This is a genomic window from Polaribacter sp. HaHaR_3_91 (genome assembly GCF_019278525.1).
Taxonomy (GTDB): domain Bacteria; phylum Bacteroidota; class Bacteroidia; order Flavobacteriales; family Flavobacteriaceae; genus Polaribacter.
Genome location: NZ_CP058986.1, coordinates 2,286,511 through 2,304,537, shown reverse-complemented (window position 1 = coordinate 2,304,537; position 18,027 = coordinate 2,286,511). Strand labels below are relative to the sequence as shown.

Here is an 18,027-nt window from a genome sequence, read left to right as displayed (position 1 = left end):
TAAAACTCTCGGAGAAATTCGAGAGTTTTTTTGTTACTTCAAATTATGAATACAGAAAAATTTAATCAGTTTTTAAATAAAATTTCAAAAGAGCCTCTACCTGTAATAGATGCAGCAATTTCTTTAGAAAGTTATTTTCCAATAGTAATTTCATCCAAAAATAAAGAGTTATTAAATTTTGATATCTCTTCTTCATCGGAATGGGAAGTATATATAAAATCGTTTTTAGAGAAAAACAAAGCTAAAATAGCTTTTGGAGGTTATTTAGAAAAAAGAAATATTTACGACAGAAGTAATTATTTTAAAAATGTATCAGAAAAAGAAAAAAGAAACATTCATTTAGGTACTGATTTATGGTGTAAAGAAAACACCAAAGTATTAGCGGTCTTGGATGGGGAAGTCCATAGTTTTAAAAATAATAAAAATTTTGGAGATTATGGCCCAACTATTATTTTAAAGCATGAAATAGAAAATGAGGTTTTTTATACTTTATATGGACATTTGTCATTAGCATCCATAGAAAATATAAAAGTTGGAGATGCTGTTTTACAAGGAAATACCATTGGATATTTAGGAAGTTCTACTGTAAACGGAGAGTATGCGCCACATTTACACTTTCAAATTATTAGAGATTTAGAAGATAATTTTGGAGACTATCCTGGAGTGTCATCCAAAGAAAATATAGCATTTTATAAAAATAATTGTCCAAACCCAAATTTATTACTAAAATTAGCTATTTAGTTTTTTTGTAAGCTATTAGGCTGTTTATAGACTCAATAGGTAACCAAAACTAAAACTCCTTTTATGAATAACTTATGGTTTTTTGATAACGTAAACTTATTTAACCTTCTTTGTCCTCACAAATTTAAAGAATATAAAAAGTGTCACTCTTTTGATGCTTATAAAAAAAGTGATTACATCTACTTTGAAGAAGACTCTGCAAGTAAAGTTTATCTCATAGAAAAAGGAAAAGTGAAGTTAGGGTATTATACAGAAGAGGGAAATGAAGTTGTTAAAGCCATTTTAACCAAAGGAGAATTGTTTGGAGAAAAAGCCATTTTAGGAGAGGAAATAAGAAATGAATTTGCGCAATCTGTAGATGCATCAACATCAATTTGTCCCATAGGAGTAGAGACTATGCACGATTTAATGCGTGATAATAAAACCTTTAGTTTAAAAATTTATAAGTTTTTAGGACTTCGTTTTAAGAAATTAGAAAGACGATTACAATTAATATTATTTAAGGATTCTAAAACAAGGTTTTTAGAATTTATGAAAGAGCTTTGTGAGGAATTTGGTCATGATTGTGAAAAAACAGGTGATAAAGTAATAGTCCATCCATATACACAAAAAGATATAGCCTCTTTAATTGGTACTTCTAGATCTAATTTAAATGTATTAATGAATGAGTTAAAGGAAGCAAACATTATCAGTTTCAATAGAAAAGAGATAAGATTACTTCAAAAAATAGCATAAGTGTTAGCTAGCTAACATTTAAAGACTTGTTAAACTTATAATTTTGTCATCAACATTAACATAAATATTAATAAGATGAAAAAAATTTTAAATTTAGCATTCGCATTTGCAATTGCAACTACTTTTGTAGCTTGTAGCGACGATGACAACAACAACAACATTGCACCAACAACAGGAGATTTAACAGTAGACTTTACAGGTTTAGAAGCATTAGGAGCTGATTTCGTTTACGAAGGTTGGTTAATTGTAAACGGAAGTCCGGTAAGTACAGGTACATTTACAAGCGTAACTTTTCCACAAACGTATACTGTTGGTATTGATGATTTACAAGCAGCAACAACGTTTGTTTTATCTATTGAGCCAGCTGGAGAAACAGGAGCAGAAGCTTTAGCACCAGCAGCAACGAAACTTTTAGCAGGTAACTTTTCTGGAAATATAGCAAGTGTAAATTCAGACAACATAGTTGTTGATGCTAGTGGAGAAATTAAAGATTTAGGATCTTCATGGGGAAAATATATTTTAGCTACACCTACAGATAATGACGATACAAATGATGCAAGTGGAATTTGGTTTTTAGATAATTCTAACGATCCTACTGTTGCGGGTTTAGGTTTACCAACTTTAACTGATGGATGGAAATATGAAGGATGGGTTGTTATAGATGGAACTCCAGTAAGTACAGGTACTTTTACTGCAGTTGATGTAGCAGACGATAACGCAGCAACATCACCTTTTAAAGGGGCTGTTAGTAATGGACCAGGTTATCCCGGTGAAGATTTTGTAACAGGATCTGCAGCAGGTGTAGATTTCCCTACAGATTTAAAAGGAAAAACAGTGGTAATTTCAGTAGAGCCAAGTCCAGATAATAGTTCTGCACCTTTTGCTTTAAAGCCTTTAGCGCATGTTGTACCATCAGATGCAATGACTTTTACAGTAATAAATATGGTAACAGGACCATTACCAATTTTATCTGGAAGTGTAACAAGATAACAGAAAAAAAATATATCTACTATTGTGTTAATGGTTGATTTATTTGAAGGGTAATTATATATTATATAATTGCCCTTTTCTGTTTATAAAAAAAAAGTTTGGATAAATTTAGAAAACACCTATTCGGTTACTTCGTCAATTGTCTTTAAAATGATGTTGCAGCCTTTAATTATTTCTTCGTCAGAAATGGTCAATGGAGGCGTAATTCTCATTGCTTTTTCTTCAAACAATAAAAAGAATAGAACTAATCCGTTTTCTAAACATTTTAAAATTACTTTAGAATTTAATTCGGCAGATTCTAAAATAGCGGCTAACATTAATCCTTTTCCTCTAATTTCTACAATTGAAGGATGTACTAAATGTTCTCTGATTAACGCTTCTTTTCGTAAAACTTCTTTAATAAAGTTATTCTGAGTAATTTCTTTTACAGTTGCTACGGCTGCTGCAGAAATAACAGGATGACCAGCAAAAGTAGAAATATGACCTAATTTAGGATTGTCTTTTAACAAACTCATGTTTTCAAATGAGGAAATAAATGCACCAATTGGCATTCCACCACCTAAACCTTTCCCAGTAATTATGATATCCGGAATTACATTGTAGTTTTCAAATCCCCAAAATGTACCAGTTCTACCAATTCCTGTTTGTATTTCATCTAAAATTAACAAAGCACCAACTTCTAAACAACGTTGTTTTACTTTCGATAAAAAATCATCTTTAGATTCAATAAAACCAGCACCACCTTGTATGGTTTCTATAATTACAGCAGCAGTTTTATTCGTGATCTTATCTATTTCACTTTCATTATCGAATTCAATAAATCTTGTTCCAGGAATTAAAGGTCTAAAAGCTTGATTCTGTTTTTCTACCCCAGAAACGCTCATAGAACCCATTGTATTACCGTGATAAGAGTTTTTTGCAGCAATTATTTCTGCTCTATTAGTAACTCTTTTGGCTAATTTTAAAGCACCTTCTGTTGCTTCTGTTCCAGAGTTTGTAATATAAACAGTGTTTAAATTCTCTGGAGAATTTTGTGCTAAAATTTTACACAATGCTACTTGAGGTTGTTGTATAAACTCGCCATAAACCATAACATGCGCATACGCATCTAATTGATTTTTTATGGCATCTGTAACTTTAGGGTGATTATGACCTAAACTATTTGCAGAAACACCTGCAACAAAGTCTAAATATGCTTTTCCTGAAGTATCGTAAATATAACTTCCTTTTGCCTTAGAAATTTCTATTGCAAGTGGGTGAGGAGTGGTTTGTGCTTGGTATTTAAAAAAATCTTTTTTCAAGCTTATTGTTTTTTAGGAGAAATATCTGGCTTAGGTAATTTAATTTCTTCTTTCTTTTTCGTATTCTTTTTTGGACTAAGAAGGTCAGAAATATTTTCGACTTTATCTTCTGTTTTAGTAGGGATTGTATCTTTATTGTCTTTTATAAAAATGTCTTCCATCTTTTTAGGTTGTTCATCTTCACGCCAAATAAAACCTTTTAGCTCTCTAACATCATCTGGTAATTTAGAAGGAGGATAGGTATTTCCATCAGATTTTTTTAAATACTTTATAGTTTCAATCTGCCCACTGTCTAAGGTGAATTCGATGTTACTAGATATTTCTTTTGTAATGGTTTCTAACACATTTGTCTCTTCATTTCTATTAAAATAAACAGATTCTGCATTACCTTTTACCAAAAGCAAGCGCAGTTTATTTTCCTTAAACTTCCCAAACATATTTCTACCTTTTATTTGGTTAAAGTCTTTGTTAGAAACAGAATCTTTAGAGACAATAAATGAGTTGTTTAAAACTTTTAACGAGTCTAATTTTTCGGTTTCTACGTTAGATATTAAGTGGATTGTATCTCCTGTAATTTGATTTTGATCTGACCAAATTACAGGGTTTTTAAACATTTTTGTCAAACCTGTTTCTTGGTTTGTATGTATGGAGTCACATTTTCCTTGTAAATCCGATTTAAAAATTTTTACATTGTGATACGTTCTTACAACCCTTTTATCAGGTTTACCGGTAACTAAAAGAGTATCTCCATGAATAAACATAGAATCTTTATCAATAATAGAAATGGCAACAGCTTTTTTAATAATATACAGCGAATCTTTTAATTCAAATATTTCTGCGTAATTTCCTTTGGTTATAAAGTTTTGAACCGTATCTATTACCTGAATATTATTCGTTGCAGAAGCAAACCCTTTTCTCTTATCATAATACAAACTATCACCTTCTATAGTTCTTTCTTTTAGATAGAGTTTTGCATTTTTAACAAAATGAGAAACATCTGTTTTGGTATTATAGAATCCTTTTTCACAATAAATTCTATTATCATTTTTTGTATTTGTAATGGTAGTTGGGCCATACAAGTAGGTAAGTCCGGAATTGGTATAATAATCTAAATGATCAGATTCTAGGTGATTTTCTGGGTTTACAACAGTAACTCTTGTAGTTGCAGTAAACTTTTTATCTTCTAAATAAAAGTTTCCATTTTTACTTTTTAAGGTATTTGTTTCGTCTTTTATAGTAGCGTAACTTTTATAATACAGTTTTTGATTTAGTCTGTCAAAATGCAATGTATCTGTAGTTAAAGTCATTGTTGGGTCTTTTAAAACTACATTTCCCCAAGAAACTGCCTGCTTAGAATTAGCATCGTAATCTGCATAACTACTTGTTTGTGTAATGGTGTCACCTTGTTTAATTAGCACATTTCCAATAGCTTTAAAGAAGTTCTTGTCCTTATAGTACAATGCTTGTTGACTTGTTAAAATAATTCCGTCGTGAATCATTTTAACATTACCAATTAATAATGTTGCTCCAGGATATTTTTCCTCATCAGCTTCTTGCTGTTCTGCATAATATTCAATTTTTCTGTTTTCTTGCGAAAAAGAAATGGCCGATGAAATAACAAGAAGTAAAAAAAGTATTCTTTTCAAGATGATGAATTTTACGCAAAAATAATGAAAAGATAATGGCTAAGTATTAAAGAAAAGTAAAAATTAGTTGAAATAAATCTATGAAAGTATAGTTAAAGATTGTTCTAACCTTTTAGCTTTTGGAAACAATATATTATTCTCTATATGAATATGATTATTTAATAATTCTTCAAACTGCTGCAGTTTTAAGTATAAAACTTTAAATGAAATACATGCATTTTCTGGAATTTTGTAATTATTAGTTAATTTAGCTATTTTTTTAAAGGTTTTACTCACCTTTTCATGATCATCTTCTATGATATCAATAGGTATGTTTAAGGGAGAGTTACTTGTATTAGTCACTATTTTTTTAGTATTCGCATCAATAAGCTTCTTAATATAAGGGAAAATAATACGTTCTTCATTTTTCATATGTTCAAGAATGTTATCTGCAACTTTTAATATTAACAGATTAACTTCTATAAGCTCCTTATATTCTTCTCCATAAATAGCTGCTACTTTTTCTCCATATTCCTTTAGAAGCAATATATTTTCTTCTTTGTATTCATGTTGAATGTTAACTAAAAAGTCAATTAAAAAATCTAATTTCCAAGAATTATAATCTTTTAAATAGTAAACCTTATCATTTACCGCTTTCAAATCTTTTAGAATTTGTTTTAAATTGGTGTTTTTTTCTTCACAAGCCTGACTAAGTAACATGTTTCCATGAATACTAAAGTCTATTTTATATTTTTTAAAAACGGAGGCAGTATTTATGTTCTCAATAACTATTGTTGCAACACTTTTATTCATTAGATCCTTCACAATGATAGGCTTTGAATTCTTAACAAATATGCTCTTATTATTAGGGATAAAAAATGACTTTTGTCACTTTTTTACATAATTATAGATATTTGTATTAAAACGATATCATTTTCGGATAAGTACATGTTAAATGATGAATAAAAATCATTTATTCATAACGTTAAAATGAAGTTTTTTGGACTTACTATTGAGATAAAACAACTTTTACCTTCAATAAAAGTTTAAGATGATGTAATTTGCGCTAAAATTATTTTAAAATGAAATCACCTTTTTATTTAACAAAAGAAGAAATGAAATCTTATGGTTATAAGATTGTAGATATTATAGTAGACCATTACAAAGAAGAAGAAAATAAAAAGCCAGTAATTAAGGCTTCTAGAGAAGAAATGGACTCATTATTTTTAAGTGAAGCTCCAGATGATGCTACTGATGCAAATGAAGTATTAGATTTTGTGGTGAATAATGTGCTACCAAATAGTAATATATCTACCCATCCGAAATCTTTTTCTTTTGTACCTGGCCCAAGTAATTTTATTAGTACTATGGCAGATTCTTTAGCAACAGGTTTTAATATTTTTTCTGGTGGATGGATTGTTTCCCCTGCAGCTGCAGAGTTAGAAATAGTAACTTTAAATTGGTTGCTAAAAATGTTTCATTTCCCTGTTACTAAAGGTGGCGGAATTTTTACAAGTGGTGGTTCTATGGCTAATTTAACAGCCTTAACTACTGCTAGAAGAATAAAGTGTGGTGATGATTTTTCTAAAGGTATTATCTATTTATCTGACCAAGCACATTCTTCTAACATTAAGGCAATTCAGGTTTTAGGGTTTAAAAAAGAACAAATTAAAATAATTCCGACAGATTCTGAATTTAAGTTTAGCATGAATAAACTTAAAAATGAAATAGCAAGGGATCAGTTAGAAGGTAAAAAACCATTTTGTATTATTGCATCCGCAGGTACTACCAATACAGGTACTGTAGATCCTTTAGACGATTTAGCAGACATCTGTGAAAAAGAAAATCTTTGGTTTCATATAGATGGTGCTTATGGTGCTGCTGCAATTTTATCTAAAAAAGGGAGTAGAATTTTACGCGGAATAGAACGTGCAGATTCTTTAACAGTGGATCCTCATAAATGGTTTTTTCAACCGTACGAGATTGGTTGTCTACTAGTAAAAGATGCCTCTTGGTTAAGTAATACATTTAGTGAAAAACCAGAATATTTAAGGGATATTGAAGGGAATGAGTCTGAAATTAATTTTTATGATTACGGGATTCAATTAACAAGAAGGTTTAGAGCTTTAAAGTTTTACATGTCTATAAAAACGTATGGTTTAAATGCATTTAAGAAAGCCATTACCTATAATATAGATTTGGCTGATAAAACTGAAGATATCTTAAGAAAAAGTAAAAACTGGGAAATTGTTTCTCCGGCTACTTTAGCAATTATTAACTTTAGATATAACCCATTAAATAAAGATTTAACAGAAAAAGAAGTAGATACATTAAACCAAGAAATTTCTACGAGAGTGGTAGATTCTAGAGAAGCCTTTTTAGTAACCACTGTTTTACAAAATCAAGTAGTTATTAGAATGTGTTTAATAAACCCTAAAACAACTTTAAAGCATGTTACAGACACTTTAGACCAATGTGAAGTATTTGCTAAACAGATTCTTTTAGATTGGAAAAAGTAGGTTTTATATTGGTAATAAATATTCCCAAAACACCAATTGGCATCAATACAGAAATCAGTACTAATATTGTATAATAATTATTGATAATAGATAATTGCTGCCAATTGCAAAAACCTTTATAAAATATTAAAATTTCAGAAAAAAGAAATCCTATTAAGTAAATGCTTATCCAAACTTTGGGTAATTTTAATAGTTTGTTTTGATGTAAAAAAAAGAAGATACTCAAACTTATTACCCCTAAAAAAACGAGGTGTAAATACCCTATTACAAAGTCTTTAATTTGATAAGATAAATCTACAAAATAAGGGATTACCGTTATAGATTGCATTAAAGTTTTTAGAGTAAAAAACACCAAAACAAAGCTGATTAAATTAAAGAAAAAACGAGGTGTTTTCTGTTTTAAAACAAATTTATGGCTCTTTATTATTTGATATAAATAGCTTAAAGCAAAGAGTTGGATAAATACACCTAATAAAGCTGTTAGATAAAGGGTTATGTGTGGTTTAATCCATAAAAAAGATAGTGGTAAAGTTAGTATGCATCCCCATAGCATCAATTTATAAAAGGAACCAACTTTTTTTTTAGAAATAACGCAGCGATGCTTTTCTAAAAGTGAAAAAAATAATCCTAATAAACAGAATATAAACCATCCATTATATTGAAAATGTAAATAGAAATAAATGGCATTTTTATACCAATGAGATGTACTACCTAAAGTGTTCATAATAATTCCTAATGACCAAGGGCCAATACTAGAAATAATCATAAAAACTAGAGAGGTATTTATAAATTTTAACGCATAACTGTCTTTCTCTAAATGGTTATTTTTTCTAAAAAACGCAAAAAACCAATAAGAACAAATTATAAATAACGTAGAAAAAATAATAGAAAATAAAGCATAGCCAGTTATTGGGAAACTAATAAGCATTCCTACAATTGTAATCTGAGTGCACAAAAATAGTGTTGTATATTTTTTTTTAGCATCCTCATTTATATACAAGTAAAATAATAAGCTAGTTAATCCAATATATACCCAACCCAAAAGTGCTACATGAGAGTGGGTGTGTACAAAAAATTTATAATCAATATTTATATCAATAATAGGAAAAAGACGTAATAGAATACCTAAAGAAGAAGCTATTAAAAAATACAAAAGTGCCACAAAACTTTGTGTTTTGGCTTTTATCATTATTATAACGTATTTATAATATTATTATTTTTTACATATTCAATAGACATTTCTAAGATGGTTTTCTTTTTTAATTTAGAAATTAATTTATCTTTAAATGGTGCATATAAATGATGAACAACGCAAGGATTTTCGGAGCTACATTCTGATTGTCCTAAATAACATTCATTAAATTTTTCTACACCATCAATACAATCGATAATATCAAATAAGGAGTTTTTTTCATTAGCTTGTGTTAAATAAAACCCTCCATGAGGACCTTTTACAGAGCTTATAATATTTTTTTTAGTTAATTCTTGTAAAGTTTTAGCTAGAAAAGGAGCTGGCATCATTAAATCATTCGCAACCTTTTTAGAGCCAATTTTATTGTCTACACTCGCTTTTTCTGTAAGATATAGAACTGCTCTAATGGCATATTTACTTGAATTTGATAACATTTTATTTTTTTTGTAAAAATATAAAGATAAAACTATCTTTTAGTATGATAAATATCATTTATTTTTTTAATCAAGATTAATAATTTTGCTTCACAATAAAAGATTAAAGAGTCTTTTATTATAACTAAACCTAAAAATCAAAAAAATGAAATTATTAAAAGCAGTGTGCATACTATTTGCAGGAAGTTTACTACTAGTTAATTGTAAAAGTGAACCAAAACAAGAATTAGCTAAAGCAGATAGTTCTACAATTTATATAAAAGGAACTATGGAAGCAGAATTGACTTCTCCACCTTTTGTGCCAGCTCCAATAGGAAATAGAACAGCAAAAAAATTATTGGTAAATATGGAAATTCTAGAAAAAGAAGGAACCATGACAGATGGAGTACAATATGTTTATTGGACTTTTGGAGGTACAGTGCCTGGAAGTTTTATAAGAACTAGAGTAGGAGATGAAATAGAATTTACTTTATCTAATCATCCAGACAATAAATTACCTCATAATATAGATATGCATGCTGTGACGGGCCCTGGTGGTGGAGCAGAATCATCATTTGTAGCTCCAGGACATGAAAAAACGTTTTCTTTTAAAGCTTTAAATCCTGGTTTGTTTGTGTATCACTGTGCTACAGCACCAGTTGGAATGCACATTGCAAATGGAATGTATGGTTTAATTTTGGTAGAACCAGAAGGAGGTTTACCTAAAGTAGACAAGGAATATTACATTATGCAAGGTGATTTTTATACGAAAGGAGCTACTGATGAAAAAGGCTTACAACCTTTTGATATGACAAAAGCAATTAAAGAAGATGCAGATTATGTTGTTTTTAACGGTAAGGTTGGATCATTAACTGGTGATAACGCTATTACTGCAAATGTTGGTGAAACGGTTCGTTTGTTTGTTGGTAACGGTGGTCCAAACTTAACTTCATCTTTTCATGTTATTGGAGAAATTTTTGATAATGTGCATGTAGAAGGAGGAGATTTAATTAATACAAACGTACAAACAACGTCTATTCCTGCTGGTGGTGCAGCAATTGTAGATTTTAAAGTAGAAGTTCCTGGAACATTTATTTTGGTTGATCATGCAATTTTTAGAGCTTTTAATAAAGGAGCATTAGGAATGTTGAAAGTGTCTGGTGAAGAAAATAAAAAATTATATTCTGGAGTAAAACAAGAAGGAATTTATCACCCAGAAGGGGGAACAATTCAAACCATGCCAGTAGATAAAAATAAAAATGAAGTTGCGGTTACTACAGAAAAACCTTTAGCTAAAAAAATAGCAGATGGTAAACAAGTGTATATGACTACTTGTTTTGCTTGCCACCAAGCGGAAGGGCAAGGAATACCAAATGCATTTCCTCCATTGGCAAAATCAGATTATTTAAATGCAGATGTTAATAGAGCTATTGGTATTGTTTTGCATGGTAAAACAGGAGAAATTACTGTTAATGGTAAAAAATATAATAGTGTAATGACAAGACAAACATTAACGGAAGGGGAAGTTGCAGATGTTATGACCTATGTATATAATTCTTGGGGTAATAATAAAACCAATGTTACCATTAAGAATGTACAAGATGTAAAAAATAATTAATAATAATTTCAATTCAATTTCTATGAAAACTATTTTAAGATTGACAATTTGTTTCATCCTCCTAAATATAACTTATGCAAGTTGTCAATCTAAAATGGTACCAATTAAAGGAGGAGCTTACATCCCATTATACGGTAGAGATTCTATGAAAGTTGAAATAGATAACTTTTTAATGGATGTATATCCGGTTACAAATAAAGAGTATGTGGCTTTTGTAAAAAAGTATCCAAAATGGCAGAAAAGTAAAGTCATAAAATTATTTGCGGATGAAAGCTATTTACGTGATTGGAAATCGGATACTCTTTTAGGAGAAAACAAAAAAGAAAACTCTCCAATTACTCAAGTATCTTGGTTTGCAGCAAAAGAATATTGCGAATGTCAGGGAAAAAGATTGCCAACTGTAGATGAATGGGAATATGTAGCCATGGCAAATAAAAAAATACCAGATGCTAGAAAACAAAAAGAGTACAATGCTTTTATTTTAAGTTGGTACGAAAAACCAAAGACCTTCAATCAAACTATAGGGTCTACTTTTAAAAATTATTGGCAAGTATTTGACTTACATGGCTTAGTTTGGGAATGGACTTCAGATTTTAATTCTGTATTAATTACAGGTGAATCTAGAAAAGATGTAGATACAGATAGTAATCTGTTTTGTGGAAGCGCAGCTGTAAATGCAACAGATTTAATGAATTATGCTGCTTTTATGAGGTATGCAATTAGAGGGAGTTTAAAAGCAAAATATACCATGAAAAACCTAGGTTTTAGATGTGTAAAAGATGATAAAAAATAGCAACATGAAAACACTTAAATATCTTATAGTATTAATTATTACAGTTACTTCATTAAGTTCTTGTAATACATCTACTTCTAAAGAAAGTAGTAAGGTAGAATACCAATGTCCTATGAAATGCGAAGGAGATAAAGTTTATTTAGAACAAGGCGCTTGTCCTGTTTGCAAAATGGATTTAAAACCAACATCTAAAATAGTGAAAAAAGTTTTGTCTACCATGATTTCTGATGAGTCTATTTTTAACTTAACTTCTAAATGGAATACGCAAAATGGTACTGAAATTCAGTTAAAAGAGTTAAAAGGTAAAACTTTGGTTATGGTAATGATTTATACAACTTGTAAAGCTGCTTGCCCTAGGTTAACAGCTGATATGAGAAATATAGATGCTAAAATTCCATCCGAATTAAAGGAAGGTGTAGAATTTGTTTTGGTTAGTATAGATCCAGAGAATGATACGCCAGAGAGGTTAAAAGAATTTGCAGAAGAGAATTTTCTAACAGATAAAAATTGGACCTTATTACAAGGTACAGAAAGTGGTGTTAGAGAATTTGCAAATGTACTAGCGGTAAAATACAAACAAATTTCTCCTTTAGATTTTTCTCATTCTAACATCATAAGTGTTTTTAACCCGAATGGAGAATTAGTACATCAGCAAGAAGGATTAGGTGTTGATAATAAAGAAACGATTACAAAAATTATAGAAACTATTAAAACATATTAAAATGAAAATTACAAAGGATAATACAGTAGCAGAAGTAGTAACATATAATATTAAAACAGCAGATGTATTTAAAAAACACGGTATAGATTTTTGTTGTGGAGGCGGAATTAGTATAGAAAAAGCGTGTAAAAAACACAATGTTTCTTTTGAAGAAATGGAAAAAGAACTACTAGAAATAAATACTCCAAGTACAAATGCTTACAATTATGATAGCTGGAAGCTAGATTTTCTGGTAGATCATATTATAAGCATTCATCATGCTTATGTAGAAGAAAATACCCCTATAGTATTGCAATATGCAGCTAAAGTTGCAAAAGTTCATGGGCATCATTATACAGAAGTTATAGAAATTAACAGACTTTTTAATTTGGTTGCACAAGAATTAGCGGCTCATTTAAAAAAGGAAGAACTTATTTTATTCCCTTTTATTAAAAAGTTAGTAAACGCAGATAAAGAAGGTGTAAAAGTAAATCAACCTCATTTTGGAACCGTAAATAATCCAATAGCAATGATGGAAGATGAACATGAAAGTGCAGGTGATATCTTAAAAGAAATTAAACAACTTTCTAATAATTATACACCACCAGAAGGAGCTTGTAATACGTTTAAAGCGTTGTATGCTAAGTTAGATGAGTTTGAGCAAGACTTACATCAACATATACATTTAGAAAATAATATTTTGTTTCCTAAAGCCATTCTTTTAGAGAAAAAAAATAAACAATAAGAATATTTCATTCTTAAGAGACAGTGTAAAAAACTGAGTGTTATTTATTTAATACTTAGTTTTTTTTATTTCTAATGATATTAATCATGTTTTGTAGAAGCAAATAAATATAAATTGCAAGCTTAATTAAATTTAGTTAAACATTTAAATTAAACAATGAAAAACTCACATTCATTTCACATTCCTGTAATGGGAATTGGTTTTACTATAGACTCTCCTTTAAAAGTAGCACAATTTGGTATTGATTCTGTTATTTCTTTAGTGGATGATATTTTAGTAGAAAAAATGCGAAAAATTTACAGCGAAAAATTTGAAATACCATATAAAGAAATTTCAGATAAAGTTGATGATTTTAGAGCAAAGAGAATTACTTCTTATTTAGATTTATTACACGACCAAACAGAAGAAAAGTTCAATCAATTAAAGAATATTACATCAGAAAAAAGTAAAGCATTAATGGATTATATTCACATGTTACCAGAATATTCTTCATTAAAAAAAGACTTTTTAAAGTTGACTGAAGAAGGAGTCGACTTTTCTAAGATAAAAGATTGGGCAAATAAGAATTTATCAATGGGTAGTATTGATGTTAATATTATGACCAAAATTGATAAAGGAAATTATGTAGATAAAGAGTTATTACCAATAGAATACAACGATGCACATGCTGCGTTAAGAGGGTATTCTAATAGTAAACTATCTTCGTCTTTAATTCTTTCTGCAGGTATGAATCCAAGGTTATATACCTACATGAGTAATTTTGATGATTTTTTTCCAGATGTAAACGGAAACATTAAAAAGAAAATTATTTTAAAAGTTAGTGATTATCGATCTGCTTTTATTCAAGGAAAGTTTTTGGCTAAAAAAGGATTATGGGTTTCTGAATATAGAGTAGAATCTGGATTAAATTGTGGTGGACATGCTTTTGCAACTGATGGTTTTTTAATGGGAACTGTTTTAAAGGAATTTAAAGAAAATAAGGAGACTTTAATAAGTCAAACGCAAGAATTAATGCAGCAAGCTTTAAAAGATGCAGACCGTATAATTCCTACCAAAGAATTAGAACTTAAAATAACAACGCAAGGTGGTGTTGGTACTGGTGAAGAGCATTCTTTTTTATTAGAAGAATATCAATTAGATTCTGTAGGGTGGGGAAGTCCATTTTTATTGGTTCCGGAAGCAACAAGTGTCGATGAGAAAACGGTAGCACAATTAGCAGAAGCCAAAGAACAGGATTTGTATTTAAGTAACAGTTCTCCTTTGGGAGTTCCTTTTAACACTCTAAAAGGAAATACAAAAGATGTGCAAAGACAAATGCTTATCGATAAAGGAAGACCAGGTACTTCTTGCCCTAATAAATTTATCGCTTTAAATCATGAATTTAAAGATACAGGTTTGTGTACGGCATCTAGAGAGTATCAGCATTTAAAACTGAAAGAAATTGATGCTTTAGAAATTTCATCAGAAGAAAAAGAAGAAAGAGTAAATAAAGTCACCGAAAAATCTTGTATTTGTGTTGGTTTAGGTACATCAACTTTACTTTTAAATAATATAAGTACAAAGAAAGTAGGAGACGGAGTTTCTGTTTGTCCTGGACCTAATATGGCATATTATGATAAAATAATGAGTTTGCGTGATATTACAGACCATATTTATGGTAGAAAAAACATGCTAACTAGAACAGATAGACCAAATGTTTTTGTAAAAGAACTATCTCTTTATATTACTCATTTACAGGATAAAGTAAATGAAGCAAAAACTACAATTGATAAAAAACAATTGAGAACTTTAACGAAGTTTAAAAAGAATTTAGAAGCCGGAATTGAGTACTATAATGAATTATTTTTAGCGAAAAAAGATGCTTTTACAAATAGCAAAGAAACACTTTTAAATTCCCTTAAAATTGAACAACAAAAACTTGTTTTAATAGGTCTAGAAATAGAGAATTTATAAGGAACAATATTATAACATGAAAAAGCCTCTTTTAATATTAAAAGGGGCTTTTTTTATGTTTATAAAGGATTATGTACTGTTTGTTTTAAATAATTACTGTTTTTATAAAAGATAAAAAAGTCTTTTAAATGTGATAATAGTCATGTTTTTTAGCAGTCTACTTTTTTAAATTTGTTTGGAGTAATACAAATCAAATAGCAGGAAAAAGTATTATAAAAAATAATATCGATAGAAAAAATAACAATTAACCTTTTAAATAAAACAAAAATGAAATTAAGAAATTTAATCGCCTTATTTGCAGTACTATTATTAATTAGTTGTGGAAAAGAAGAAAAAAAGAAATCTACAGATGACATACCTACTAAAAAAGCAGCTGTTAAAAAAGCTCCTGAAAAAGCGAAAAAAACTAAAGTAGTAGAAAAAGAAGAAATAGCTATAGATTTAAATAACAAAGGAATTGGCCCTGTTAAGACTGTAACTTTAAAAGAAACTATTGATAAAAATATGGTTGCAGATGGTAAATTATTATTTAAAAACAAATGTTCATCTTGTCATAAAGTAAATAGAAAATTTATAGGCCCAAGTATGGAAGGAGTTATAGCAAGACGTTCTCCTGAATGGATTATGAATATGATTTTAAACCCTGAAGAAATGGTTAAAAAGGATCCAATTGCAAAAGCTTTATTAGTTCAATTTAAAGGATCTCCAATGGCTAATCAACATTTAACAGAAGAAGAAAGTAGAGCAGTTTTAGAGTATTTTAGAACGCTATAATCGATTGTTAATCAAACTCTAATTAAGCTTAAAATAAAGATTTAAAGATTTTTAAAATTAATAAACAGCAGCATAAATAATAAAAGCATCTTTCAAATAAATGAAAGATGCTTTTTAAGTTTATAGAATAAAAATTTTCTCTTAAGAAATTTCTCTAGTAATTGTTTGTTTTCTATCTGGTCCAACAGAAACGATAGATACAGGAACTCCAGTTTCTTTTTCAATAAAAGCAACATAATCCATTAAATTCTTTGGTAATTGATCTGCAGAAGTCATTTTAGTTAAATCTTCATCCCAACCTTTAAACTCAGAATAGTTTACAGAAACATTTTCTGGTTCTATGTTGTATGGTAAATGACTAATTTCTTCTCCTTTATAGTTATAAGAAGTACACACTTTTAAAGTATCAAATCCAGATAAAACATCACCTTTCATCATCATTAATTGTGTAACACCATTAACGTCTACAGCATATTTTAAGGCTACTAAATCTAACCAACCACAACGTCTTGCTCTACCTGTTGTTGCTCCAAATTCATGACCAATTCTTGCCATGTCTTCACCATCTTTATCAAATAATTCAGTTGGAAAAGGTCCAGAACCAACACGAGTAGTATATGCTTTAAAGATTCCAAAAACTTCACCAATTCTATTTGGCGCAACTCCTAAACCAGTACAAGCACCTGCTGCAGTAGTGTTAGAAGAAGTAACAAAAGGATATGTACCAAAGTCAATATCTAATAAAGAACCTTGCGCTCCTTCTGCTAAAATTGTTTTTTTGTCTTTTATAGCTTGGTTTAAAAACTCTTCACTATCAATAAAAGCTAAAGTTCTTAATTTATCAATTCCTTTAATAAATTCTGCTTCTAATTCTTTTAAATCATATTCTACCTGAACATCAAAGAATTCTAGCATTTTAATGTGCTTTTCAGTTAAAGCATCATACTTTTCTTTCCAGTTGTTTAACTCTAAATCTCCAACTCTCATTCCGTTTCTACCGGTTTTGTCCATATAAGTTGGACCAATACCTTTTAATGTAGAACCAATTTTAGCTTTACCTTTAGAAGTTTCTGAAGCTGCATCTAATAACCTATGTGTAGGTAAGATTAAGTGTGCTTTTCTAGAAATTAACAATTTAGAAGTATAATCTATATTGTGTTTGTCTAGATTTTCTAATTCTTTTTTAAAGATTACAGGGTCAATAACAACACCGTTTCCAACAACGTTTAAAGCTGTTTTGTGGAAAATTCCAGAAGGAATTGTGTGTAAAACATGTTTATGTCCATCAAAAATTAAAGTGTGTCCTGCATTTGGTCCACCTTGAAAACGTGCAATGATATCATAGTTTCTTGTAAGTACGTCTACAATTTTACCTTTTCCTTCATCTCCCCATTGTAATCCTAGTAATAAATCTACAGCCATTATAGTTGTGTTAATTGTTGTTTATTTTGTTATGTTGTTAATTAAGATTTGTTCTTTTTTGTTCCATAAAAATAAAGTGAATGATTATGAATATCAATATCAAAAACTTCTTCTATGGTTTTTTTTATAATTTGAATTCGTGGATCACAAAATTCTTTTACTTCTCCAGAATCTGTAAAAATAACGTGGTCATGATTTTTATCGAAATAACTTTTCTCATAACGTGCCATCGATTGTCCGTCAAACTGATGTTTTCTAACCAAACCGCAATCTAAAAGCAAGTCTATTGTATTATAAAGTGTAGCTCTACTAACTCTATAATTTTTATTTTTCATTTTTATATATAGAGATTCTATATCAAAATGCTCTTCAGCCGCATATATTTCTTGGAGAATAGCATAGCGTTCTGGAGTTTTTCTATGCTTATTTTCGCCTAAGTATGTGGTGAAAACTTTTTTTACTACTTCTTGATTTTCAAGAGAACTACTCATTTAGATTGATTTTTT

General features: G+C 29.4%; 17 protein-coding genes. 10 read left to right on the top strand and 7 right to left on the bottom strand.

Annotation, left to right across the window (positions count from 1 at the left end):
• Window positions 1-45 precede the first annotated feature (45 nt).
• The 3 genes from H0I27_RS09665 (at window position 46) to H0I27_RS09655 (ending at window position 2,466) form a co-directional block, all read left to right on the top strand.
• On the top strand, window positions 46-741 hold the full coding sequence (locus H0I27_RS09665; protein WP_218730510.1) for a peptidoglycan DD-metalloendopeptidase family protein: 696 nt from the start codon (window positions 46-48) through the stop codon (window positions 739-741).
• A gap of 63 nt (window positions 742-804) precedes the next feature.
• Window positions 805-1,476 carry a Crp/Fnr family transcriptional regulator gene (locus H0I27_RS09660; protein ID WP_218730509.1) on the top strand — a complete coding sequence of 224 codons (672 nt, stop codon included), beginning with the start codon at window positions 805-807 and terminating at the stop codon, window positions 1,474-1,476.
• Between the two features lie 75 nt (window positions 1,477-1,551).
• A complete protein-coding gene (locus H0I27_RS09655) occupies window positions 1,552-2,466 on the top strand; it encodes an anti-sigma factor (RefSeq protein ID WP_218730508.1) in 915 nt (304 codons plus the stop codon).
• Window positions 2,467-2,585: 119 nt separating this feature from the next.
• On the opposite strand, the gene H0I27_RS09650 is transcribed toward H0I27_RS09655, so the two are convergent.
• The 3 genes from H0I27_RS09650 to H0I27_RS09640 all read right to left on the bottom strand — a co-directional run bounded on the left by H0I27_RS09650 (window position 2,586) and on the right by H0I27_RS09640 (window position 6,205).
• Window positions 2,586-3,767 carry an aspartate aminotransferase family protein gene (locus tag H0I27_RS09650; protein ID WP_218730507.1) on the bottom strand — a complete coding sequence of 394 codons (1,182 nt, stop codon included), beginning with the start codon at window positions 3,765-3,767 and terminating at the stop codon, window positions 2,586-2,588.
• Between the two features lie 2 nt (window positions 3,768-3,769).
• On the bottom strand, window positions 3,770-5,413 hold the full coding sequence (locus H0I27_RS09645; protein ID WP_254713071.1) for an OstA-like protein: 1,644 nt from the start codon (window positions 5,411-5,413) through the stop codon (window positions 3,770-3,772).
• Window positions 5,414-5,491: 78 nt separating this feature from the next.
• Window positions 5,492-6,205, bottom strand: a complete 714-nt coding sequence (locus tag H0I27_RS09640; RefSeq protein ID WP_218730506.1) for a DUF542 domain-containing protein — start codon at window positions 6,203-6,205, stop codon at window positions 5,492-5,494.
• Window positions 6,206-6,474: 269 nt separating this feature from the next.
• Between H0I27_RS09640 and H0I27_RS09635 the strand changes: the two genes are divergently transcribed.
• Window positions 6,475-7,911, top strand: coding sequence for an aspartate aminotransferase family protein (locus H0I27_RS09635; RefSeq protein WP_218730505.1), 1,437 nt, complete (start codon window positions 6,475-6,477; stop codon window positions 7,909-7,911).
• On the opposite strand, the gene H0I27_RS09630 is transcribed toward H0I27_RS09635, so the two are convergent.
• Both H0I27_RS09630 and H0I27_RS09625 read right to left on the bottom strand, forming a co-directional pair.
• On the bottom strand, window positions 7,880-9,100 hold the full coding sequence (locus H0I27_RS09630) for a hypothetical protein (RefSeq protein WP_218730504.1): 1,221 nt from the start codon (window positions 9,098-9,100) through the stop codon (window positions 7,880-7,882). The two genes, H0I27_RS09635 and H0I27_RS09630, sit on opposite strands and share 32 nt — an antisense overlap.
• Before the next feature lie 2 nt (window positions 9,101-9,102).
• The gene (locus H0I27_RS09625; protein WP_218730503.1) at window positions 9,103-9,537 is read right to left on the bottom strand and encodes an Rrf2 family transcriptional regulator; all 435 of its coding nucleotides are present in this window, start codon (window positions 9,535-9,537) and stop codon (window positions 9,103-9,105) included.
• A gap of 145 nt (window positions 9,538-9,682) precedes the next feature.
• On the opposite strand from H0I27_RS09625, the gene nirK reads away from it, so the two are divergent.
• From nirK to H0I27_RS09595, 6 genes are all read left to right on the top strand, one after another.
• Entirely contained in the window at window positions 9,683-11,134 is a 1,452-nt protein-coding gene (gene nirK, locus H0I27_RS09620; protein ID WP_218730502.1) for a copper-containing nitrite reductase, read from the top strand.
• A 22-nt stretch (window positions 11,135-11,156) separates the two neighbouring features.
• Window positions 11,157-11,927: a formylglycine-generating enzyme family protein gene (locus H0I27_RS09615; RefSeq protein WP_254712839.1), complete on the top strand. Its 771-nt coding sequence runs from the start codon at window positions 11,157-11,159 to the stop codon at window positions 11,925-11,927.
• Window positions 11,928-11,931: 4 nt separating this feature from the next.
• Window positions 11,932-12,648, top strand: coding sequence for an SCO family protein (locus tag H0I27_RS09610; RefSeq protein WP_218730500.1), 717 nt, complete (start codon window positions 11,932-11,934; stop codon window positions 12,646-12,648).
• Window position 12,649: 1 nt separating this feature from the next.
• Window positions 12,650-13,372 (top strand): iron-sulfur cluster repair di-iron protein, encoded by a 723-nt coding sequence (gene ric, locus H0I27_RS09605; protein WP_218730499.1) that lies wholly within the window; start codon window positions 12,650-12,652, stop codon window positions 13,370-13,372.
• Between the two features lie 156 nt (window positions 13,373-13,528).
• Complete coding sequence (locus tag H0I27_RS09600) at window positions 13,529-15,325, top strand: hypothetical protein (RefSeq protein WP_218730498.1); 1,797 nt, start codon at window positions 13,529-13,531, stop codon at window positions 15,323-15,325.
• Between the two features lie 267 nt (window positions 15,326-15,592).
• Window positions 15,593-16,099, top strand: a complete 507-nt coding sequence (locus H0I27_RS09595; RefSeq protein WP_218730497.1) for a cytochrome c family protein — start codon at window positions 15,593-15,595, stop codon at window positions 16,097-16,099.
• A 141-nt stretch (window positions 16,100-16,240) separates the two neighbouring features.
• On the opposite strand, the gene H0I27_RS09590 is transcribed toward H0I27_RS09595, so the two are convergent.
• Both H0I27_RS09590 and H0I27_RS09585 read right to left on the bottom strand, forming a co-directional pair.
• Window positions 16,241-17,521 (bottom strand): adenylosuccinate synthase, encoded by a 1,281-nt coding sequence (locus H0I27_RS09590; RefSeq protein ID WP_218730496.1) that lies wholly within the window; start codon window positions 17,519-17,521, stop codon window positions 16,241-16,243.
• Window positions 17,522-17,562: 41 nt separating this feature from the next.
• Entirely contained in the window at window positions 17,563-18,012 is a 450-nt protein-coding gene (locus H0I27_RS09585; RefSeq protein ID WP_165734070.1) for a Fur family transcriptional regulator, read from the bottom strand.
• Window positions 18,013-18,027: the final 15 nt, after the last annotated feature.

What these genes read in the sequence shown, in the direction of transcription:
- H0I27_RS09640 (WP_218730506.1), bottom strand. Translation starts at nt 6,205, where the DNA reads ATGAATAAAAGTGTTGCAACAATAGTTATTGAGAACATAAATACTGCC.
- H0I27_RS09590 (WP_218730496.1), bottom strand. Translation starts at nt 17,521, where the DNA reads ATGGCTGTAGATTTATTACTAGGATTACAATGGGGAGATGAAGGAAAA.
- H0I27_RS09625 (WP_218730503.1), bottom strand. Translation starts at nt 9,537, where the DNA reads ATGTTATCAAATTCAAGTAAATATGCCATTAGAGCAGTTCTATATCTT.
- H0I27_RS09610 (WP_218730500.1), top strand. Translation starts at nt 11,932, where the DNA reads ATGAAAACACTTAAATATCTTATAGTATTAATTATTACAGTTACTTCA.
- H0I27_RS09665 (WP_218730510.1), top strand. Translation starts at nt 46, where the DNA reads ATGAATACAGAAAAATTTAATCAGTTTTTAAATAAAATTTCAAAAGAG.
- H0I27_RS09615 (WP_254712839.1), top strand. Translation starts at nt 11,157, where the DNA reads ATGAAAACTATTTTAAGATTGACAATTTGTTTCATCCTCCTAAATATA.
- H0I27_RS09630 (WP_218730504.1), bottom strand. Translation starts at nt 9,100, where the DNA reads ATGATAAAAGCCAAAACACAAAGTTTTGTGGCACTTTTGTATTTTTTA.
- H0I27_RS09585 (WP_165734070.1), bottom strand. Translation starts at nt 18,012, where the DNA reads ATGAGTAGTTCTCTTGAAAATCAAGAAGTAGTAAAAAAAGTTTTCACC.
- nirK (WP_218730502.1), top strand. Translation starts at nt 9,683, where the DNA reads ATGAAATTATTAAAAGCAGTGTGCATACTATTTGCAGGAAGTTTACTA.
- H0I27_RS09660 (WP_218730509.1), top strand. Translation starts at nt 805, where the DNA reads ATGAATAACTTATGGTTTTTTGATAACGTAAACTTATTTAACCTTCTT.
- ric (WP_218730499.1), top strand. Translation starts at nt 12,650, where the DNA reads ATGAAAATTACAAAGGATAATACAGTAGCAGAAGTAGTAACATATAAT.
- H0I27_RS09655 (WP_218730508.1), top strand. Translation starts at nt 1,552, where the DNA reads ATGAAAAAAATTTTAAATTTAGCATTCGCATTTGCAATTGCAACTACT.
- H0I27_RS09600 (WP_218730498.1), top strand. Translation starts at nt 13,529, where the DNA reads ATGAAAAACTCACATTCATTTCACATTCCTGTAATGGGAATTGGTTTT.
- H0I27_RS09595 (WP_218730497.1), top strand. Translation starts at nt 15,593, where the DNA reads ATGAAATTAAGAAATTTAATCGCCTTATTTGCAGTACTATTATTAATT.
- H0I27_RS09635 (WP_218730505.1), top strand. Translation starts at nt 6,475, where the DNA reads ATGAAATCACCTTTTTATTTAACAAAAGAAGAAATGAAATCTTATGGT.